We start from the raw sequence: 16,629 nt of genomic DNA, 5'->3' as shown, positions 1-16,629 counted from the left end.
AGCAAAAAAATGTGATTTGACCGTGCGTGTGTCGAAAATGACCCTACGAAAACCACGCAATAGTTTCAGTTTTTTTCGTAATGCCGGGCCATAACATCACATAAAACTGCATCATGCAAGGAGCTTCCCGATGAAGACTGTCGTCCCCCAAACGCTTCGCAAGCTTGGCCGTGCCGCCGCGATTTCTGTCGGTGCGGGACTGGTTTTTGGTGCTTCCGCCGCGCATGCCGATACGACGCTGTACGTCGGCGCGTATGGCGGTTCGTTCGAACAGATGCTGAAGAAAGACGTCATTCCCGGCTTCGAGCGGGCTAACCCAGGCACCAAGGTTGTGATCGTGCCGGGCGACTCGACGACGACACTCGCGAAGCTTCAGGCGCAAAAGGGCAAGGCTGGCATGGATGTGGTCTTCCTCGACGACGGCCCGATGTATCAGGCCATCCAGATGGGCTTTTGCGGCAAGCTCGCCGACGCGCCGGTCTATCAGGATCTCTACGACATCGCGAAGTTCAAGAACGGCAACGCCGTGGCGGCCGGTCTGATTGCGACTGGTATCGCCTACAACACGCGCCTGTTCCAGGCGAAGGGATGGACCGCGCCGACGTCGTGGAAGGAACTCTCCGACCCGAAGTACAAGGGCAAGCTCGTGATGCCGAGCATCAAGAACACGTACGGCCTGCATGCGCTGCTCGTCGAATCGAAGCTTAACGGCGGCAGCGACAGCAACATCGATCCGGGCTTCAAGGAGATGGAGAAGATCGCACCGAACGTGCTGTCGTTCGATCCGTCGCCCGGCAAGATCGCCGAACTGTTCCAGGCCGACGAAGTTGCGCTGGCCGTGTGGGGTAACGGCCGCGTGCAGGCGCTGCGTCAGCAGGGCATTCCGGTGGAATTCGTCTACCCGAAGGAAGGCGCGGTCGCGCTGGGCATGGGCATGTGTGCGGTCGACAAGTCGGCCAACGATGCGCTCGCGCAGAAGTTCATCCAGATGATTCTCTCGCCGCAGACGCAGGCCGTTCTGGCCGAAAGTCAGGGCGTCGCACCGTCCAACAAGAAGACCCAGTTGTCGATGGCCATCGCCGCGCGCGTCCCGTCACCCGCACAGATCGACAAGCTCGTGCGGGTCGACTGGGATGTCGTGAACGCCAAGCGCGCCGAATGGACGCAGCGCTGGAATCGTCAGATCGAGCGCTAAGCGATCAAGTGAATTCGGAGTCGAGCGGCAAGGAGACCACAAGCGACATGAGCACCAGCACCCCCTACTTACGCGTTGAAAATCTCGGCAAGCGCTTTGGCGACACGGTGGCGGTCGAAGGCGTCGATCTCGCGATTGCGCAGGGCGAATTTATTTCCCTGCTGGGTCCGTCGGGCTGCGGCAAGACCACCACGTTGCAGATGATCGCGGGTTTCGTTGCCCCGACGTCCGGGCGGATTGTGCTCGAAGGCCGCGACCTCACGCCTGTGCCGCCGGAAAAGCGCGGGCTGGGCATCGTCTTCCAGAGCTACGCGCTGTTTCCGCACATGACGGTAGCGCAGAACGTGGCGTTCGGTCTGGACATGCGACGCGTGGACGCCGCCGACAAGCAACGCCGCGTGAAGGACGCGCTGGAGCTGGTGCATCTCGGTGCGCATGCCCAACGCTATCCCCGCGAACTCTCGGGCGGACAGCGTCAGCGCGTGGCGCTGGCGCGGGCGATGGTCATCGCACCGCCCGTGCTGCTGCTCGACGAACCGCTCTCGAATCTCGACGCCAAGCTGCGCGAACAGATGCAAGACGAATTGCGTTCGATTCAGCGCAAGGTCGGCACGACCACGATCATGGTTACGCACGATCAGGCCGAAGCGCTCGCGATCAGCGATCGCGTGGTGTTGCTCAACGCGGGGCGTGTGGTTCGCATCGACACGCCACACGAAGTGTACGAAGACCCGCGTGCGACGTTCGCCGCCAACTTCATCGGGCAGACCAATCTCATCACCGGCCAGCTCGATGTGCGCGGCGGCGTGGCGCTGCTGGAAGTGCAGGGACTGCGGCTGGTGGTGTCGCCGGCGCAGGCAGGTCTCGCGGCGTCGGAGGCCGCGAACGCGTCGGTCACGTTCTGTCTGCGTCCCGAGCGAATCCGACTGACGTCGGCGAGCGCCGGACGTGTGCCGGGACGTGTCGCACAGCGCAGCTTCCACGGCAATCACTGGGTGCTCACCGTCTCGACCGCGCTGGGTGAGTTGCGTGTGCTCGTGTCGAACGACGGTGCGGTCGCGGCCAACGACGGTGACGCCGTCGGTCTCGACTGGGCCGACGACGCCCTGCGTCTCGTGCAGGAGAGCGCATGAACGCCGCGACGTCTACGCCACCGGGTGTGCCGAGCGTGGAGACTGCGAAGCCCGCGACATCGGTATCGCCTGAGGTCGCCGCTCAGCGTCGCTCGGCATGGACGCTGGTCGCCCCCGCAACGCTGTACTTCCTCGTGCTGCTGGCCGTGCCGCTCGTGCTGACGTTCGTTCTCAGCCTGCACGGTTTCGACCCGAATTCGGGCGGTATTCTGCCGACGGTGTCGTTGCAGCATTACGTCGACATTCTCACGGACAGTTACTTCTACGAGATCTTCCTGCGCACGTTGCTGCTGTCGGTCGGCGTGACGCTGCTGTGTGTGCTGATCGGCGTGCCGGAAGCGTATTTCCTGTTCCGCATGCGCGATCCGTGGCGCTCGCTCTGTCTGGTGCTCGTGCTCGGTCCGCTGCTGATCTCGGTCGTCGTCCGCACGCTCGGCTGGTCGATTCTGCTGGGCCGGGAAGGGCTGATCAATGCCGTGCTCACGAAGCTCGGCCTGATCGACCATCCGTTGCAAATGCTGTTCACGATGGGGGCGGTCACGGTGGCGCTGGTGCATGTGCTCGTGCCGTTGCTGGTGCTGTCGGTGTGGACGTCGCTCACGCGGCTGGACCCTGCCGTGGCGCATGCGGCACGCTCGCTCGGCGCCGGACGTGCGACGGTGATGTGGCGCGTGGTGCTGCCCCAGATTACGCCGGGCATTCTCTCGGGCAGCCTGATCGTGTTCGCGCTCACGGCGAGCGCCTTCGCGACGCCCGCGCTCATTGGCGGACGCCGTCTGAAAGTCGTGGCGACCACCGCGTACGACGAATTCCTCGGCACGCTGAACTGGCCGCTGGGCGCGGCGATTGCCATCGTGCTGCTCGTCGTCAACGTGCTCATCATCAGCGGATACAACCGCGCACTCGAGAAGCGCTTCACGCGTCGTCTCGGCTGACGGGAGGCCATCACATGAATCAGCTCGACTCCCAGTACGATCGCAACGGCGCGGGCGCGTTGGCGTTCCACGTGCTGTTTCTGGTCTTTATCCTCGCGCCGCTGGTCGTCGTGTGTCTGGTGGCGTTCACGCCGGACAACTTCCTCTCGATTCCGACGAAGCACTTCTCGCTGCGCTGGTTCGAATCGCTCATGAGCGACGAGGACTTTCAGTCGGCTTTGCGCACGAGTCTGTGGCTGGGCGTGATGTCGGCGACGGTGTCGACGGCGCTTGCCGTGCCCACCGCCATGGGACTGGCGCGCTATCGGTTTCCGGGGCGCGACGCGATCAACTCGTTTCTGCTCTCGCCGCTGATGATTCCGCCGGTGGTGCTGGGTATCGCGTTCCTGCGTCTGTTCACGCTGCTCGACATGGGCGGCTCGTTCGAGAGTCTGGTGGCATGCCACGCGTTGCTGATCTTCCCGTATGCGCTGCGCCTGATCATGGCGGCGCTCGTGGGGCAGGCAGACGAGGGCGAGCGTGCTGCGCGCTCGCTGGGTGCAGGGCGGTGGACGACGTTCCGCCGCGTCACGCTGCCCGCGATTGTGCCGGGCGTGGCGGGTGGCTGGGTGCTGGCGTTCATCAACAGCTTCGACGAACTGACGGCGACGATTTTCGTCACGTCGCCGGAGACGATCACGTTACCCGTGCGCATCTACATGAACATGAGCGAGACGGTCGATCCGAGCGTGGCCGCAATTTCCACGTTGCTCATCGGGGTGACGCTGGCGGTCATGCTGATCCTCGACCGCATCTACGGATTGAACAAGGTTCTGGTCGGAAATCACTAAAACATGCAAAAGACATACGATATCGCTGTCATCGGCGGTGGCCTCGTCGGGATGGCAATCGCCTACGGGCTTGCCAAGCGCGGACAACGCGTCGTCGTTTGCGATGGCGAAGACAACTCGCTCAGAGCCGCGCGCGGCAACTTCGGGTTGGTCTGGGTACAGGGCAAGGGAGGCACCTGCACCGACTATGCACGCTGGTCGCTGCACTCGGCGAACACCTGGCAGGGCATGGCCGACGAGTTGTTCGCGCGCACCGGTGTGGACGTCGGCTTTCAACGTCCCGGCGGTTTCAACATCGCACAGACGGCCGAGGAACTGGCCGTCAAGGTGCAGAGCATGCGCCAGCTCAAGGAAGCCGAGCCTGCGCTGGTCTATGAAGTCCTCGATCACGACGCATTGGCCGAACGTCTGCCCGCCATCGGCCCCGACGTGTTTGGTGCGATCTATTCGCCGAACGACGGGCATGTGAGCCCCTTGTACACGCTGCGCGCGCTGTTCGCGGCGTTCGAGCAGGTCGGCGGCGAGTACGCGCCGAATCAGCGGGTGACGGACATCCGTCAACTGGGCAGCGGTGCGTTTCGCGTGAGCATGGGCGATACGTCGTTCGAAGCCGGGCGCGTCGTGCTTGCCGCCGGGCTGGGCAATCGCGATCTCGCGCCGATGGTGGGGCTGAGTGCGCCGGTCAAGCCGCTGCGCGGACAGATCGTCGTGACGGAGCGGGTCAAACCGTTCCTCGACTATCCGACGATTTACGTGCGCCAGACCGTCGAAGGCTCGGTCATGCTCGGCGACTCGGCGGAGGACGTCGGCTTCAACGACGGCGTGACGCCGGACGTACTCGCCGACATCGCGCGACGCGGCATTGCGCCGTTCCCCATTCTCAAGAATGTGCGCGTCGTGCGCGCGTGGGGCGCGTTGCGTGTGATGACGGGCGACGGCCTGCCGATCTACGAGGCCTCGGAATCTTGTCCGGGGGCGTTCCTCGCGACCTGCCACAGCGGCGTGACGCTTGCCGCCGCGCATTGTGAAACCATCGCGCCGTGGATTCTCGGCGCTGAGCGCCCCGCGCTTCTGGACCATTTCTATGCCAAACGTTTCGCTGCTTAAGTCGCTGGCGCGCAAGGATAGCGCGACGGTGCGGATGTTTATCGACGACATGCCGGTCGATGTACCGACGGATATGAACGTGGCGGCCGCCTTGCTCTTCTGCGGCGTGACGGCGTGCCGCACCACGCCCGTGACGGGCAGCGAGCGCGCACCGTTCTGCATGATGGGTGTGTGCTTCGATTGCCTCGTGGAGATCGACGGTGTCCCGAACCGGCAGGGCTGCATGACGCCCGTGCGCGAGGGAATGCGAGTGCGCCGCATGGATGGCGCGAGGAGTGTGGCATGAGTTCGATGCGTGTGGATTTGTTGGTCGTCGGCGCCGGTCCTGCGGGACTCGCGGCTGCGCTTGAAGCGAAGCGTCATGGTCTGACGCCGCTCGTCGTCGATGAGAACAGCCTGCCCGGCGGGCAGATTTACCGTAGTGTGAGCCGCTCGCCGCTGGCCGATCCGGGCGTCCTCGGTCCGGACTACCTGCGCGGACGCGCACTCGTCGATGCCTTTACGGAAGCAGGCATTGCCTATTGGCCGCAAACGCTTGCGTGGCAGATCAGCACCGACAAGCGTGTCTCGGTGACGCGGCAGAGCGCGGGCGGCGGGACATTGCAGATCGAAGCGGGGGCCATCGTGCTGGCAAGCGGTGCGCAGGAGCGCCCATTCCCGATTCCGGGGTGGACGTTGCCCGGCGTGATGGGCGTGGGGGCGGCGCAGACGTTGCTCAAAGCGTCGGCGCTCGTGCCGGATACACCGGCGGTGCTGGCCGGGTGCGGGCCGCTGTTGTATCTGTTCGCGTGGCAGTTGATCAACGCCGGTGTGCCGGTGCGCGCCATTCTCGATACCGCCGAGCCGGGCGCACGCCGTGAGGCCCTGCGTCACGCGGGCGGGGCATTACGTGCACCGTCCTATCTGATGAAGGGCCTCAAGCTGCTGCGTGCGATTCGTGCTGCGGGCGTTCAACACGTGAAGCATGTGACGTCGCTGCGCGTGCTCGGCGCGACGCAGGCCGAGGCCATCGAATACGTTGTGGACGGCAAGGCGCAACGCATCGATACGGCACTGGTGCTGCTGCATCAGGGCGTGATTCCGAACACGCAGGTCACGCGCTCGATCGGTTGCGAACATGAGTGGGACGAAGCGCAGTTGTGCTGGCGGCCAAAGACCGATCCATGGGGCGAGACGAGTGTGTCAGGCATTTTTGTCGCGGGGGACGGTGCGGGCATCGGCGGTGCGCTGGCGGCTGAGCCGTCCGGGCGTCTCGCGGCCACGCAGGCCGCTGCGATGCTCGGCAAACTCGACACGGCAAAGCGCGATTCGCGTGCGCTGTCGTTGCGCCGCGAGCTGGCGTCGCACACGTCGATTCGTCCGTTCCTCGACGCGCTTTACCGACCGGCAGACGGTTTCCGTGCCCCGGCCGACGACAGCACCATTGTGTGCCGTTGCGAGGAGGTGACGGCGGGCGACGTGCGTCGTATGGCGGGCCTGGGTTGCGTCGGCCCGAACCAGACCAAGAGCTTCTCGCGCTGCGGCATGGGCCCGTGTCAGGGCCGCCTCTGCGGTATGACCGTCGCCGAGTTGCTGGCGCAGGCGCAAGGCTGCGCGGTGCCGGAAGTGGGCTACTACCGCATCCGTGCGCCGATCAAGCCGGTCACGCTGGGCGAACTCGCCTCGGCCGTCGACGCCCCCGAATTCCTGAGCGAACGAGCAGGTTTCCCCAAGTAGGCGAGACGGCTCGCACCTCACGCCTGCTACTTTTTATTCCGCTTCTTATTCCTTTTGGGAGACGCAGTAATGAGCGACATTCAACGCCATCACACGAATGCACGGATGAGCCGTGTCGTGGTGCATAACGGCACGGTCTACATCGGCGGCCAGACGGCCGACGACCGTAGCCAGGACATCACCGGCCAGACGCAGCAGGTGCTGGCCAAGATCGACGGTTATCTGAAGGACGCTGGCATCGACAAGTCGCGGTTGCTGTCGGCGCAGGTGTGGCTCAAGGACATCGAGTCGGATTTCGCCGGTATGAACGCCATGTGGGATGCGTGGACGAGCCCGGGCAACACGCCGACGCGTGCGACGGTGGAGTCGCGTCTGGCTGCGCCGGACCTGCTCGTCGAAATCGCCGTGATTGCGGCAGCGAATTAAGTTGAAAGACCGCGGCTGACCGTACCGCGTTCAGGAGAAAGGCCCGCCAGTCGTTGCGGGCCTTTTTTCTTGGAGCCGCAATCAGGCCCAAATCAACGCACTGGTGAATTTGTTGCGTCTGTGGATTGATCCCTATGCGTGTCTGGAAGCGGTGTCGCGCAGGCATAATGCGCGGGTCGGCAGGTTGCATGTGGCAAGTCAGAGCCTTGTATCTTCGTCTTCGTGATGGTTAGCTACCGTCACATGAGGTGAAGTGAGCATGTTTGGAGCCTGAAGGCTTGGACCTTGCTGTGGAGATAATGCCCTTCGCCTCGCCCTCACCAGCACAGACACTGAACGGTAGCCAAGGGCGTGGACCCTGTATGTACAAGGCAAGTGGGTGAGTTGGTATTGATTCCTCGATTAAGGATCAAATTGATGTTCTACCTCGGTATTGATGTTGCCAAAGCCAAGCTGGATTGCTGCCTGCTGGACATGACAAACGGCAAGCGTAGTACGAAGGTTGTTGCCAATAGCCGCGCCGGCCTAACCGATCTGTTGGGCTGGTTGGGCAAGAGACACACCGAGCCGAGCCACGTACATGTCGCGCTCGAAGGTACCGGCTGGAGTTGACCCTGTAAAACCGGACACACCATCACACTAAGGTTGCTGAATCCATCGAGCGCCGGAACTCGCGAGGCGAGCGGTATTTCAGCGCGCTATGGGGGTGCTTCTCGTTGTAATGCTCAAATGCAATGGCCAGATTGTGAGCAGCGGTTGCAGCATCCGGCTTCGGCATGAAGGCGACGTAGTCGCGCTTCATCGTTTTCACGAAGCTCTCGGCCATGCCGTTACTTTGCGGACTGCACACGGGCGTGGTCAATGGCTTTAGTCCGATGTTCATCGCAAACCGGCGCGTATCGTCAGCCGTATAGCCCGAACCATTGTCGCTCAGCCACTCGATTTCGGACGGCGTATGCACCTCGTTGCCGAACCGATTTTCCACTGCGGCCAGCATCACGTCGCGCACAATGTCGCCGCTGTGGCCTGCTGTCGTCGCCGCCCAGCTCATCGCTTCTCGGTCGCAGCAATCCAGCGCAAACGTCACACGCAGCGGCTCGCCGTTGTCGCAGCGGAACTCGAAGCCGTCCGAGCACCATCGCTGATTGCTGCGCGCGACGGCCACTTTGCCATCATGTCGACGGTGGGCTCGCGGCGCAATCGGTCGGCGCTGCGTCAGCAGCCCATGCGTTCGCATGATGCGATAAATGCGCTTGGCATTGAACGGCGCCAGTCCAACTGCAACGCGCTCGTTGCGCAACGTGCCCCAAACCCGCCGGTAGCCATAGCTGGGCAAATCGCCGACGACACGGCGGATTTCCTCGACTACAGTTTCGTCGTCGGTCGGCCTTGATTGCCGGCCATCGCGCCACGTCGCCGGACGCGACAGTCGTGCCGATACGTTCGAGCGCGACACGCCGAGAACTTCACAGACCAGTTTCACTGGCCGTCCTCCGGCAGCAAGGGCGAGTGCGCTATCCATTTTTTTGCTCGGCTGTATTCAACTGCTTCCCGGAGAATCTCGTTCTCCATTGTTTTTTTGCCGAGCATCCGTTGCAGCTCGCGAATCTGCTTGAGCGCATCAGCCAACTCCGATGCCGGAACCACTTCTTCGCCAGCCTTGACCGCTGACAGGCTACCGTCCTGGTACAGCTTGCGCCAGTGGAATAGCTGGTTCGGGTTCACGCCGTAATGGCGCGCGACCATTGAAACCGATTTTCCCGGTTCGAAACTCTCGCGAACCATCGACAGTTTCTGCTCCGCCGTCCAGCGACGCCGGCGCTCTGGGCCCGTCAACACTTCCATCACTTCCTGCTTGGTGTTAGTCAAAAACACAGTCTTATGCCTACCCGTTATTGTAAGTGGGTCGCTGTGTCCGGTGTTTCATGGGGCCGCTCCACCGGCGTCTATCACGAGATGGCCGCGTGTGGCCTGCACGATGCCGGGCTCTCCGTGTCTGTCGTTAATCCTGCGCAGGTGCGTGCTTTTGCGACGGGAATGGGCGTGCGCACGAAGAACGACATGGTAGACAGCCACGTGTTAGCGCGCTTTGCGATGCACGCACAGCCAATGCGCTGGAGTCCTCCAGCGCCCGAGGCTCGCATACTTCAAGCACTGATGGCGCGCCGTGAAGCGCTTGCACAAGATCTTCAGCGTGAGCGCAACCGGCATGAGAAAGCGGAAATCACGGCTCCAACGGCGCTAGTCCTGCATTCGATTCTCGAGACGATCGAGTTTTTGGAGCGCCATTTAGCCAGCCTGCAACGCGAGATCGATGATCACATTGCTGCCCATCCGGGCCTTAAAGCAAACTTGATGCTGCTGCAAAGTATCCCGGCAGTTGGCCCTCAGGTAGGCCGCACGCTGCTTGCCATCATGCACGCGCGCCACTTCGATTCTGCAGAACAACTTGCGGCGTATCTCGGCCTGGTGCCGGTGCAGAGGCAGTCGGGATCGTCGATCCAGGGCCCTTCACGTTTATCGAAGGCCGGGCCGCCCAAGGTACGGGCAACTCTCTACATGGCGGCCGTCGTCGCTAAACGCTATAACCCCCACATCAAGGCATTGTGTGAACGCTTGGCAGCGCGTGGCAAATCCACCATGTCTATACTCGGCGCTGCAATGCGTAAGCTTGTGCATCTGTGTTTCGGCGTTCTGAAGACACGACAGCCTTATCGGGCGAACTACGTCGCAATCGCTTGACGGGCAAGACGGTATCTCCGTAGTTGTTCACCGCAATTTCACCCCAACCGCCTCAGACGTTGGCGACATGACGGATCCATCGAGCGAGCAGATCACGCGATCCCAGGCCCAGAGGGGGCGGGACTTCTCTCGTCGCGTGTTGGGGTTGCGCAGTCTGGGATGCGCGCTGAGCGCCATCGCCGTCTTTACGGCCATCCGGCATACGGGCGCTTCGCATATCGGTTATGGGATCTGGGCGCTCAATGCGTTTCTCTGGCCGACATTCGCCCACGCCATCGCCATGTCGTCGGCCGATCCGGTATCTGCCGAGCGACGAAATCTGCTGTGCGACTCGGCTTTCGGCGGTGGCTGGGTGGTGGCGATGCAATTCGGCGGCGTGCCGTCGGCCGTGCTGGTGTCGGTGCTGCTGATGCACAACGCGTCCGCAGGCGGATACCGGCTGTTACGCGATGGCATTCTGGCCATGCTGGTCGGCGGCATTCTGACGGGGACAGTGCTGGGCTTCACGATCCGAACGGACATTCCTTTCTCGGAGCTGGTCGCGAGCCTGCCGTTGTTGCTGATCTATCCAACACTGGTCGGACTCACGAGCTATCGTCTGGCGAAGCGGCTCTCAAGGAGCGAGCGGACGCTGCGCCGGATCAGCGATCAGGACGATCTGACGTCGCTGCTCAACCGCCGCTCATGGATGCGCGCGCTCACGAATTGCTTCGCGCAGAAGCGGCTGGGGCGCACGGGGACCGCGAGCATCGCGCTTATCGATATCGACGGGTTCAAGGAAATCAACGACCTGCACGGCCATCTTCAGGGCGACTCGCTGATCCGGATTCTCTCCGACGTGCTGGCGACCGAACTGGGCAGTCACGACATCAGCGGCCGCTATGGCGGCGACGAATTCTGCGTGTTGTTCGACGGGCAATCCGCCGAGAAGGCGCGCCGGAAGCTGGAAAAAGTGTGCGCGGTGTTTTCAGGCGCGACCGAGGGACTGGATTCGGTGCGCACCGTGACATTGAGCGCAGGCGTGGCGAACTACACAGTGAATCTCGTTTCGCCCACGGCGTGGCTGGCGATGGCCGACCACGCGTTGTACACCGCCAAGCGCTCGGGGAAGGACCGGATCGTGATTGCCGATATCGACGTGGGCCTGGACGGGGTCTTGTTGCGCTAGCGGTATCGTGGCTTACCGGCGCAGCGGCGTCGCCACTCAGGCAGGCTCTTCGGTCGTGCCGCTGATCCACGGCGTGAGAGCCTGACGGGCGTCCTGCATCATGAAGTTCACGAGCGTCGTGGAGACCCCCAGCGACTGAGCGATCTCGCGCTGCGTGCAATCCTGAAAGTAATACATCTCGAACACCGTGCGGGTGCGCTCGGGAAGTGTCTTGAGCCGCTCGAGCATGCCGCCGATCATCTGGCGCGCCGTGACCTGCGCTTCCGGCGAGGCGGCACGATCGGGCATGTCGATGGCTTCGTCTTCCACCGTAAACACCCGATTCTCGATTTGCTGACGGCGGTAGCCGTCCAGCGCCAGATTGCGCACGACTTGCATCACGTAGCTGGCCGGATGCCGGACCGGGCAGGCGCTACGCGCGTCGCAAAGCTTGATGTAGGCGTCTTGCACGACGTCTTCGGCACGGCAGGGACATCCGAGAATGCGCATCGCCAGTCCCACCAGCGCCCGCCGGTGCGTCACGAAGATCTGACCCACGAGACCGTCCTCCGTGTCGGTGCCCATTGGCGTCCAGCCGGGGCACCCGGCGTAACTCAACTGCTCGCTCATGCTTTTGCCTCCAGATCGGCATCGAACGCACAGCTGTGTGACAAAGCGACGGACGAACGCCGCCGGGAACGACGCTTGGCGCGCATTCCGACACAACGGTGCAGGGAGAAACGACAGGACTGCAGAACTTCTGTTGCATCGCCATGACAGACAATGGGGTTACCACTTTCTACAGGGGATGCGCTAAATTTGACGTAAACGATAGTGAAAATGAGAATGGTTTGCAATTAATATTTTGATATGCAAGATGTCGACCGATTGGGGAGCGCGTCATTTCGTTATGCCAATGAGCTTAGCTTTGCAATTCATCAGGATTACCGATGCTGCGAGTGCCCCGGCGCGCCTGGCGCAGCGGCTGTCTGCGGATGAGCGATTGCGGCTCGGTGCGCTGCACAAAGAAGAGGATCGGGCGCGCTTCGCGGTCGTTCGGGCCACGTTGCGCGACGCGTTGGGCCGCGAGTTGGGTGTGCCGCCGGATCGGGTAGCGTTCGAGGTCGACGCGCGCGGCCGTCCGCGCCTGATCGGGGGCGGGCCGCCGGATTTCAACGTCAGCCATTCCGGGCATTGGGGGCTACTGGCCTATTCGCCCGATGTGCGCGTCGGTGTGGATATCGAACGACTGAACGCCCTTGCCGATCCGCGTTCGTCGTGGGACGTCTGCCTTCACGCGGAAGAACAGCGTGCCTTACTGATGCTGAGTTTCACACTGCCGGGGCATGGACCGCGCGCGGACGAGATATTCCATTGGATCTGGAGCCTCAAGGAGGCCATCTTCAAGGCGCTTGGCACCGGGTTGCAGGACAGCCTCACGGCGCTGAGCGTGGACGTGGACTCCGTCGCGCGTGAGGTGTCGGCGCTCGAGGGCAAATTCGATGCCGCGATCCCGTCGGCCACCGCCGGTCACGCGATTGCTTGGCGGGCGGACGACCCGGCGTTGGCCGACGCGTTGCGCGGGCTGGAACTGAGGCTGTTGCCTGCGCCACCGGGCTATTCGGCGGCATTGGCCTGGCTGCCGCAGGGGTAAATTGCGTCGGCGCTGGACCGTCTTTTAGCCAGAGGAGGGCACACACCGTGCCCTTGCAGCCTTCGCCCCCCGGTGGGCTGGACGCTTAAGGAGTGATCGATGAGTTTCGACGACGAGAATGGCATGTTCCATGTGGTCATCAACGACGAAGAGCAATACGCCATCTGGCCGGACTACCGGCCCGTGCCCGCTGGCTGGCGCGAAGTCGGGGTGACCGGTAACAAGGCAACATGTCTGGCCCATATCGAGGCGGTCTGGACGGACATGCGCCCGCGCAGCCTGCGCGAGCATCTGGCTACGCAGGGTGACGGGCGCAATGGCGTTTGAGGCGTGTCGTCTGCTGTGCCTGCCCTGTGCAGGGGGGAGCGCCACGGTGTATACGCGCTGGGCGCAGGCCGCGCCGTCATGGCTGGCAGTGCGCCCGCTTGAACTGCCGGGGCGCGGTACGCGTCATCACGAACCGTTGCAACACGACCCGCACGTGCTGGCAGACCAACTGACCGCGGAGTGTCTTGAGCAGCACATAAGGTCTGGCGCGCGCTTCGCCTTGTTCGGTCACAGTCTCGGCGGTCTGCTGGCGTTCGAGATCGCGCATCGGCTGCACGCGCGGGGTTGGTCGCCTGCTGCGCTGTTCGTGGCGGCGAGCCGTCCGCCCGCCACGCGCGACGACAGTCGCTATGCTGCGTTGCGCGACGACGCCGAGGTACTGGCCGAGATGCGCGCGCTCGGCGGCACGCCGGAAGCCCTGCTCGCCGAGCCTGAACTGATGGCGATGGTGCTGCCGGTCATCAAGGCGGATTTTCAGTTGTGCGGGCATTACCGGCGTCCGTCGCCACAGGCGCGCGCACCGCTATCCATGCCGATTCATGCATTGGCCGGACGCAGCGATGCGTTCGCGCCGGAAGTCCTTGACGACTGGCGTTGCGAGACGACCGGCGGCTATACGCGCACCGATTTCGACGGTGACCATTTCTTCGTGCGTGACGATCCAGCCCATCTGCTCGCAGTCATGGCCAATCGCCTGGCCCCGACGATGCATGCGCCGCCCTCGGCGTGCGCGCTGGCGTCGGCGCGATGAGCGAGCGTGCCGAGATGCGTGCACAGCGGTTCGCGGGCGCAGCGCAGTTCGACCTCGCGGCGAGTCTGCCCGCACCGGTGCGGCCCGAGCTAGGGCCGCTGTGTGCCGGGCTGGCCTTCGGCGCGCGCGTGCCCGACGACCTTCGCCCCGGCGATACGGTCATCGGTCTGGCCGATCTCGATCGCCACATGCCCGCCATGTTCGACGGCGTTCGTCGCCTCGTGCCCGGGGTCGAGCCACGCGCGCTCATGTCGCAGTGGAGCAAGTTCTATTTCCGGGCGGTGGCGCCGGCGGCGCTGGCGATCACCGTCGTGCATGGCCGTACGCTGACGCTCGACCCGGATGCCTGTGGCATCGTGCTGCGCGGCGGATTGCCCGTGCAGGTTCGTTTTCCCGAATCCAGTTGGACGCCGCCGCGCGAAGGCGAGGGCGATACCGTGGCCGAGCCGCCGCAAGTGCGCTTTTCGTCGCTGCTTCAGGAGCACCTGCCTGCTGCCATGGCAGCGATGCAACGGGCGGCGGGCGTTTCGACCCGTGTGCTCTGGAGCAATGCAGGCAACTTGCTGGAGTTCATCGTCGGCGAGATGCGCAAGGTGCCGTCGCTCGGCGCGCGTGCCGCCAGCGATTACGCGTGGCTTTTCGATGGCGACGCCGGTTTCGGTGAGACGTCCGACAATCCGCTCTATCGCACGGTGCGTTATGTCACGCCGCCGTCGACGGCGATGCCCGCGCCGATGCGCGCGCGTCGTGTGTGTTGTCTGCGTTATCAATTGGCGGGCAAGGGCACGCGCTGTGACGAAGCGCTGCTATGCGGATCGTGTCCGCTGATCCTGACCATGACGCCCGTGCAGCTTCAGCGGCAACTGGCGATGCAGGCGGGCGGCGCACCGCAATAGCCCACGCATCCGACTCGACCGTGGAAAACGGCACCGCAGGCCAAATCGCTGCGGTGCCGTTTTTGCATCGAGGGTGCCCGTTCATCCGGCCAGTGCGGCGACGCGCGATGCTTGGGTTGTCTGGGCCGGTGCATCGGTCTGCAAGGGCGCGCGCGAGAGCAGCGACGTTGCGATTTCGGATGAGCGCGTGGCCAGAATCGAGAGCAGCGTGTCGGACAGTCCGTGCGTCGGCTCGCAATAGCCTTGCAGATAGATGCCGGGCTGGAAGCTCTCGCGAGTACGCAGACGGTAGTCCCGCTCGCCTTCGAGGCCGTCGAGCCACGGTGCGAGGTCCGACAACAGGGCTTCATGCGTGCGGCGCTCGTAACCGGTGGCAAGCACCACGACGTCGTAATGCTGCGTCACTGGCCGTCCGGCGAGCCGCTCGTGCATATGCAGCATGATCTGGTCCCCGTCGGCGCTCGCCTCGCGGATCTCATGGCAAGCCAGCAAGGCGTGATGCCCGTGTCCGCCCACGCGCTGCTGATACAACACGTCGTAAATGCGCGCGATAAGATCGTCGTCGACCACGGCATAGTTCGTATTGCGAAACTCATCGAGAATCCGCTCGCGTTGTTCCACCGGCTGCGCATAGACGAAGTCGGTGAATTGCGGATCGAAGATTTCGTTGACGAACGGGCTGCTGTCTGCGGGTTTGAGGGCGCGGCCTCGCATGATGAGATCGACCTGCGCCTGCGGCCATTGCTCCGCGAGGTCGAGGAAGATTTCCGCGGCACTCTGTCCGCCGCCGACGACGGCGACCCGACGCGGTGTCGTCTCGCTGAGCGACGCCACGCGGGCCAGATATTGGGACGAATGGAACAAGCGCGCATGGGACGTGCGATGCAGCGGGGTGAACACTGGCGGCACATGGGGGGTGCCGCCCGCGCCGAGAATCACGTTGCCCGTGCGCCGCGTCTGCGTCTCGCCTTGCCCGTCGCGCGAATGAACTTGCAACGCTACGACTTCATCGCGCTCCAGCACGGGCTCGATGCCTGTCACCGTTTCGCCATAGGCGCATTGCCCGTGAAAGTGCGACGCGGCCCAGCGCAGATAGTCGTTGTACTCGCGCCGGGTCGGGTAGTGGCTTTGCAGGTTGATGAACGCGGACAGCCGCGCTTTCTCATGCAGATAGTTGATGAAGGTGAAGCGGCTGCGCGGATTGCGCAGCGTCGCGAGATCCTTGAGATAGGCGATCTGCATGCGGCTGTTAGAGAGCAGCATGTTGCCGTGCCAGGTGAACTCGGGCTGCTTCTCCAGAAACAGGAAGCGGGCGGGGCCGAGGCGCTGCCCGCAGTGCTCTTCGAGGGCGATGGCCAGAGCGAGATTGGACGGGCCGAAGCCAACGCCGATCAGGTCGTGTGTCACGGAATGAGGGGCAGTGTTGGTCGTCGTGGACGGTTCGGTACTTGCGTGCATGAGGGCCTCGGCAAGGTCATCAGGTGAATTCACCCGGACCCGGGATCGGGGGGGAATGCGATACAAAGCATCCGTTTCCCAGAAGACGATGAGCTTTTCTATAAATTTACCCCGGCGAAATTCGGGTAAATGCGACGGGAGAATTTTTGGTGTCCTGAATCGTCTTTGAGCGAAGGAGCCATCAACGGGCGCAAAGGCGGCGTCAGAGCCTCCCCGTCCAGGCGATCGCAGATTTCTGCCATCGCTCGTTGATTTCGTTGGTTCCGGTTTGTCTTTGTTGGTCCCTTCATCGCGATTCGTCGCCTGGCGCCC

At 63.3% G+C, this 16,629-nt stretch carries 18 protein-coding genes; 15 read left to right on the top strand and 3 right to left on the bottom strand.

Annotation, left to right across the window (positions count from 1 at the left end; genetic code table 11):
- The first annotated feature begins 130 nt into the window (after nucleotides 1-130).
- The 9 genes from MB84_RS15560 to MB84_RS15520 all read left to right on the top strand — a co-directional run bounded on the left by MB84_RS15560 (nucleotide 131) and on the right by MB84_RS15520 (nucleotide 7,954).
- A complete protein-coding gene (locus tag MB84_RS15560; protein ID WP_046292429.1) occupies nucleotides 131-1,195 on the top strand; it encodes an ABC transporter substrate-binding protein in 1,065 nt (354 codons plus the stop codon).
- A 47-nt stretch (nucleotides 1,196-1,242) separates the two neighbouring features.
- Nucleotides 1,243-2,328, top strand: a complete 1,086-nt coding sequence (locus MB84_RS15555; protein ID WP_046293865.1) for an ABC transporter ATP-binding protein — start codon at nucleotides 1,243-1,245, stop codon at nucleotides 2,326-2,328.
- Nucleotides 2,325-3,263: an ABC transporter permease gene (locus MB84_RS15550; RefSeq protein WP_245725382.1), complete on the top strand. Its 939-nt coding sequence runs from the start codon at nucleotides 2,325-2,327 to the stop codon at nucleotides 3,261-3,263. Before MB84_RS15555 ends, MB84_RS15550 begins: the two co-directional genes overlap by 4 nt.
- A 14-nt stretch (nucleotides 3,264-3,277) precedes the next feature.
- Nucleotides 3,278-4,093, top strand: coding sequence for an ABC transporter permease (locus tag MB84_RS15545; protein ID WP_046292428.1), 816 nt, complete (start codon nucleotides 3,278-3,280; stop codon nucleotides 4,091-4,093).
- Between the two features lie 3 nt (nucleotides 4,094-4,096).
- Entirely contained in the window at nucleotides 4,097-5,200 is a 1,104-nt protein-coding gene (locus MB84_RS15540) for an NAD(P)/FAD-dependent oxidoreductase (RefSeq protein ID WP_046292427.1), read from the top strand.
- Nucleotides 5,178-5,486: a (2Fe-2S)-binding protein gene (locus MB84_RS15535; protein ID WP_084009820.1), complete on the top strand. Its 309-nt coding sequence runs from the start codon at nucleotides 5,178-5,180 to the stop codon at nucleotides 5,484-5,486. Before MB84_RS15540 ends, MB84_RS15535 begins: the two co-directional genes overlap by 23 nt.
- Complete coding sequence (locus MB84_RS15530) at nucleotides 5,483-6,916, top strand: FAD/NAD(P)-dependent oxidoreductase (protein ID WP_046292426.1); 1,434 nt, start codon at nucleotides 5,483-5,485, stop codon at nucleotides 6,914-6,916. Before MB84_RS15535 ends, MB84_RS15530 begins: the two co-directional genes overlap by 4 nt.
- A gap of 69 nt (nucleotides 6,917-6,985) precedes the next feature.
- Nucleotides 6,986-7,342, top strand: a complete 357-nt coding sequence (locus tag MB84_RS15525) for a RidA family protein (RefSeq protein WP_046292425.1) — start codon at nucleotides 6,986-6,988, stop codon at nucleotides 7,340-7,342.
- Nucleotides 7,343-7,759: 417 nt separating this feature from the next.
- Complete coding sequence (locus tag MB84_RS15520) at nucleotides 7,760-7,954, top strand: IS110 family transposase (protein ID WP_046292424.1); 195 nt, start codon at nucleotides 7,760-7,762, stop codon at nucleotides 7,952-7,954.
- 22 nt (nucleotides 7,955-7,976) lie between these two features.
- On the opposite strand, the gene MB84_RS15515 is transcribed toward MB84_RS15520, so the two are convergent.
- A protein-coding gene (locus MB84_RS15515; RefSeq protein WP_157122856.1) for an IS3 family transposase occupies nucleotides 7,977-9,187 on the bottom strand; the annotation gives its coding sequence in 2 pieces (ribosomal slippage) (nucleotides 7,977-8,872 and nucleotides 8,872-9,187; 1,212 coding nt in all).
- A 66-nt stretch (nucleotides 9,188-9,253) separates the two neighbouring features.
- On the opposite strand from MB84_RS15515, the gene MB84_RS15505 reads away from it, so the two are divergent.
- Both MB84_RS15505 and MB84_RS15500 read left to right on the top strand, forming a co-directional pair.
- Nucleotides 9,254-10,084, top strand: coding sequence for a transposase (locus tag MB84_RS15505; protein WP_245725381.1), 831 nt, complete (start codon nucleotides 9,254-9,256; stop codon nucleotides 10,082-10,084).
- Between the two features lie 67 nt (nucleotides 10,085-10,151).
- Nucleotides 10,152-11,252, top strand: a complete 1,101-nt coding sequence (locus MB84_RS15500) for a diguanylate cyclase (RefSeq protein WP_046292422.1) — start codon at nucleotides 10,152-10,154, stop codon at nucleotides 11,250-11,252.
- Nucleotides 11,253-11,288: 36 nt separating this feature from the next.
- On the opposite strand, the gene panA is transcribed toward MB84_RS15500, so the two are convergent.
- Nucleotides 11,289-11,861 (bottom strand): pandorabactin biosynthesis sigma factor PanA, encoded by a 573-nt coding sequence (panA, locus tag MB84_RS15495; RefSeq protein ID WP_211279312.1) that lies wholly within the window; start codon nucleotides 11,859-11,861, stop codon nucleotides 11,289-11,291.
- Between the two features lie 286 nt (nucleotides 11,862-12,147).
- Here panA and MB84_RS15490 point away from each other — a divergent pair, with 286 nt between their 5' ends.
- The 4 genes from MB84_RS15490 to fhuF all read left to right on the top strand — a co-directional run bounded on the left by MB84_RS15490 (nucleotide 12,148) and on the right by fhuF (nucleotide 14,859).
- Nucleotides 12,148-12,885: a 4'-phosphopantetheinyl transferase family protein gene (locus tag MB84_RS15490; protein WP_065225791.1), complete on the top strand. Its 738-nt coding sequence runs from the start codon at nucleotides 12,148-12,150 to the stop codon at nucleotides 12,883-12,885.
- A 99-nt stretch (nucleotides 12,886-12,984) separates the two neighbouring features.
- Nucleotides 12,985-13,212 (top strand): pandorabactin biosynthesis protein PanC, encoded by a 228-nt coding sequence (gene panC, locus MB84_RS15485; protein ID WP_046292420.1) that lies wholly within the window; start codon nucleotides 12,985-12,987, stop codon nucleotides 13,210-13,212.
- Complete coding sequence (locus tag MB84_RS15480; protein WP_046292419.1) at nucleotides 13,202-13,963, top strand: thioesterase II family protein; 762 nt, start codon at nucleotides 13,202-13,204, stop codon at nucleotides 13,961-13,963. Before panC ends, MB84_RS15480 begins: the two co-directional genes overlap by 11 nt.
- Nucleotides 13,960-14,859 carry a siderophore-iron reductase FhuF gene (gene fhuF, locus MB84_RS15475; RefSeq protein ID WP_157122746.1) on the top strand — a complete coding sequence of 300 codons (900 nt, stop codon included), beginning with the start codon at nucleotides 13,960-13,962 and terminating at the stop codon, nucleotides 14,857-14,859. The genes MB84_RS15480 and fhuF overlap by 4 nt, the downstream gene beginning before the upstream one ends.
- An 81-nt stretch (nucleotides 14,860-14,940) precedes the next feature.
- Here the strand turns inward: fhuF and panF are convergent, their stop codons facing one another.
- Nucleotides 14,941-16,317: a pandorabactin biosynthesis N-hydroxylase PanF gene (gene panF, locus MB84_RS15470; RefSeq protein WP_046292418.1), complete on the bottom strand. Its 1,377-nt coding sequence runs from the start codon at nucleotides 16,315-16,317 to the stop codon at nucleotides 14,941-14,943.
- Nucleotides 16,318-16,629: the final 312 nt, after the last annotated feature.

The organism is Pandoraea oxalativorans, assembly GCF_000972785.3.
Classification (GTDB): Bacteria; Pseudomonadota; Gammaproteobacteria; order Burkholderiales; family Burkholderiaceae; genus Pandoraea; species Pandoraea oxalativorans.
Note: the sequence above shows the minus strand (reverse complement) of the source record. Positions and strands in the feature narration are given on the sequence as shown.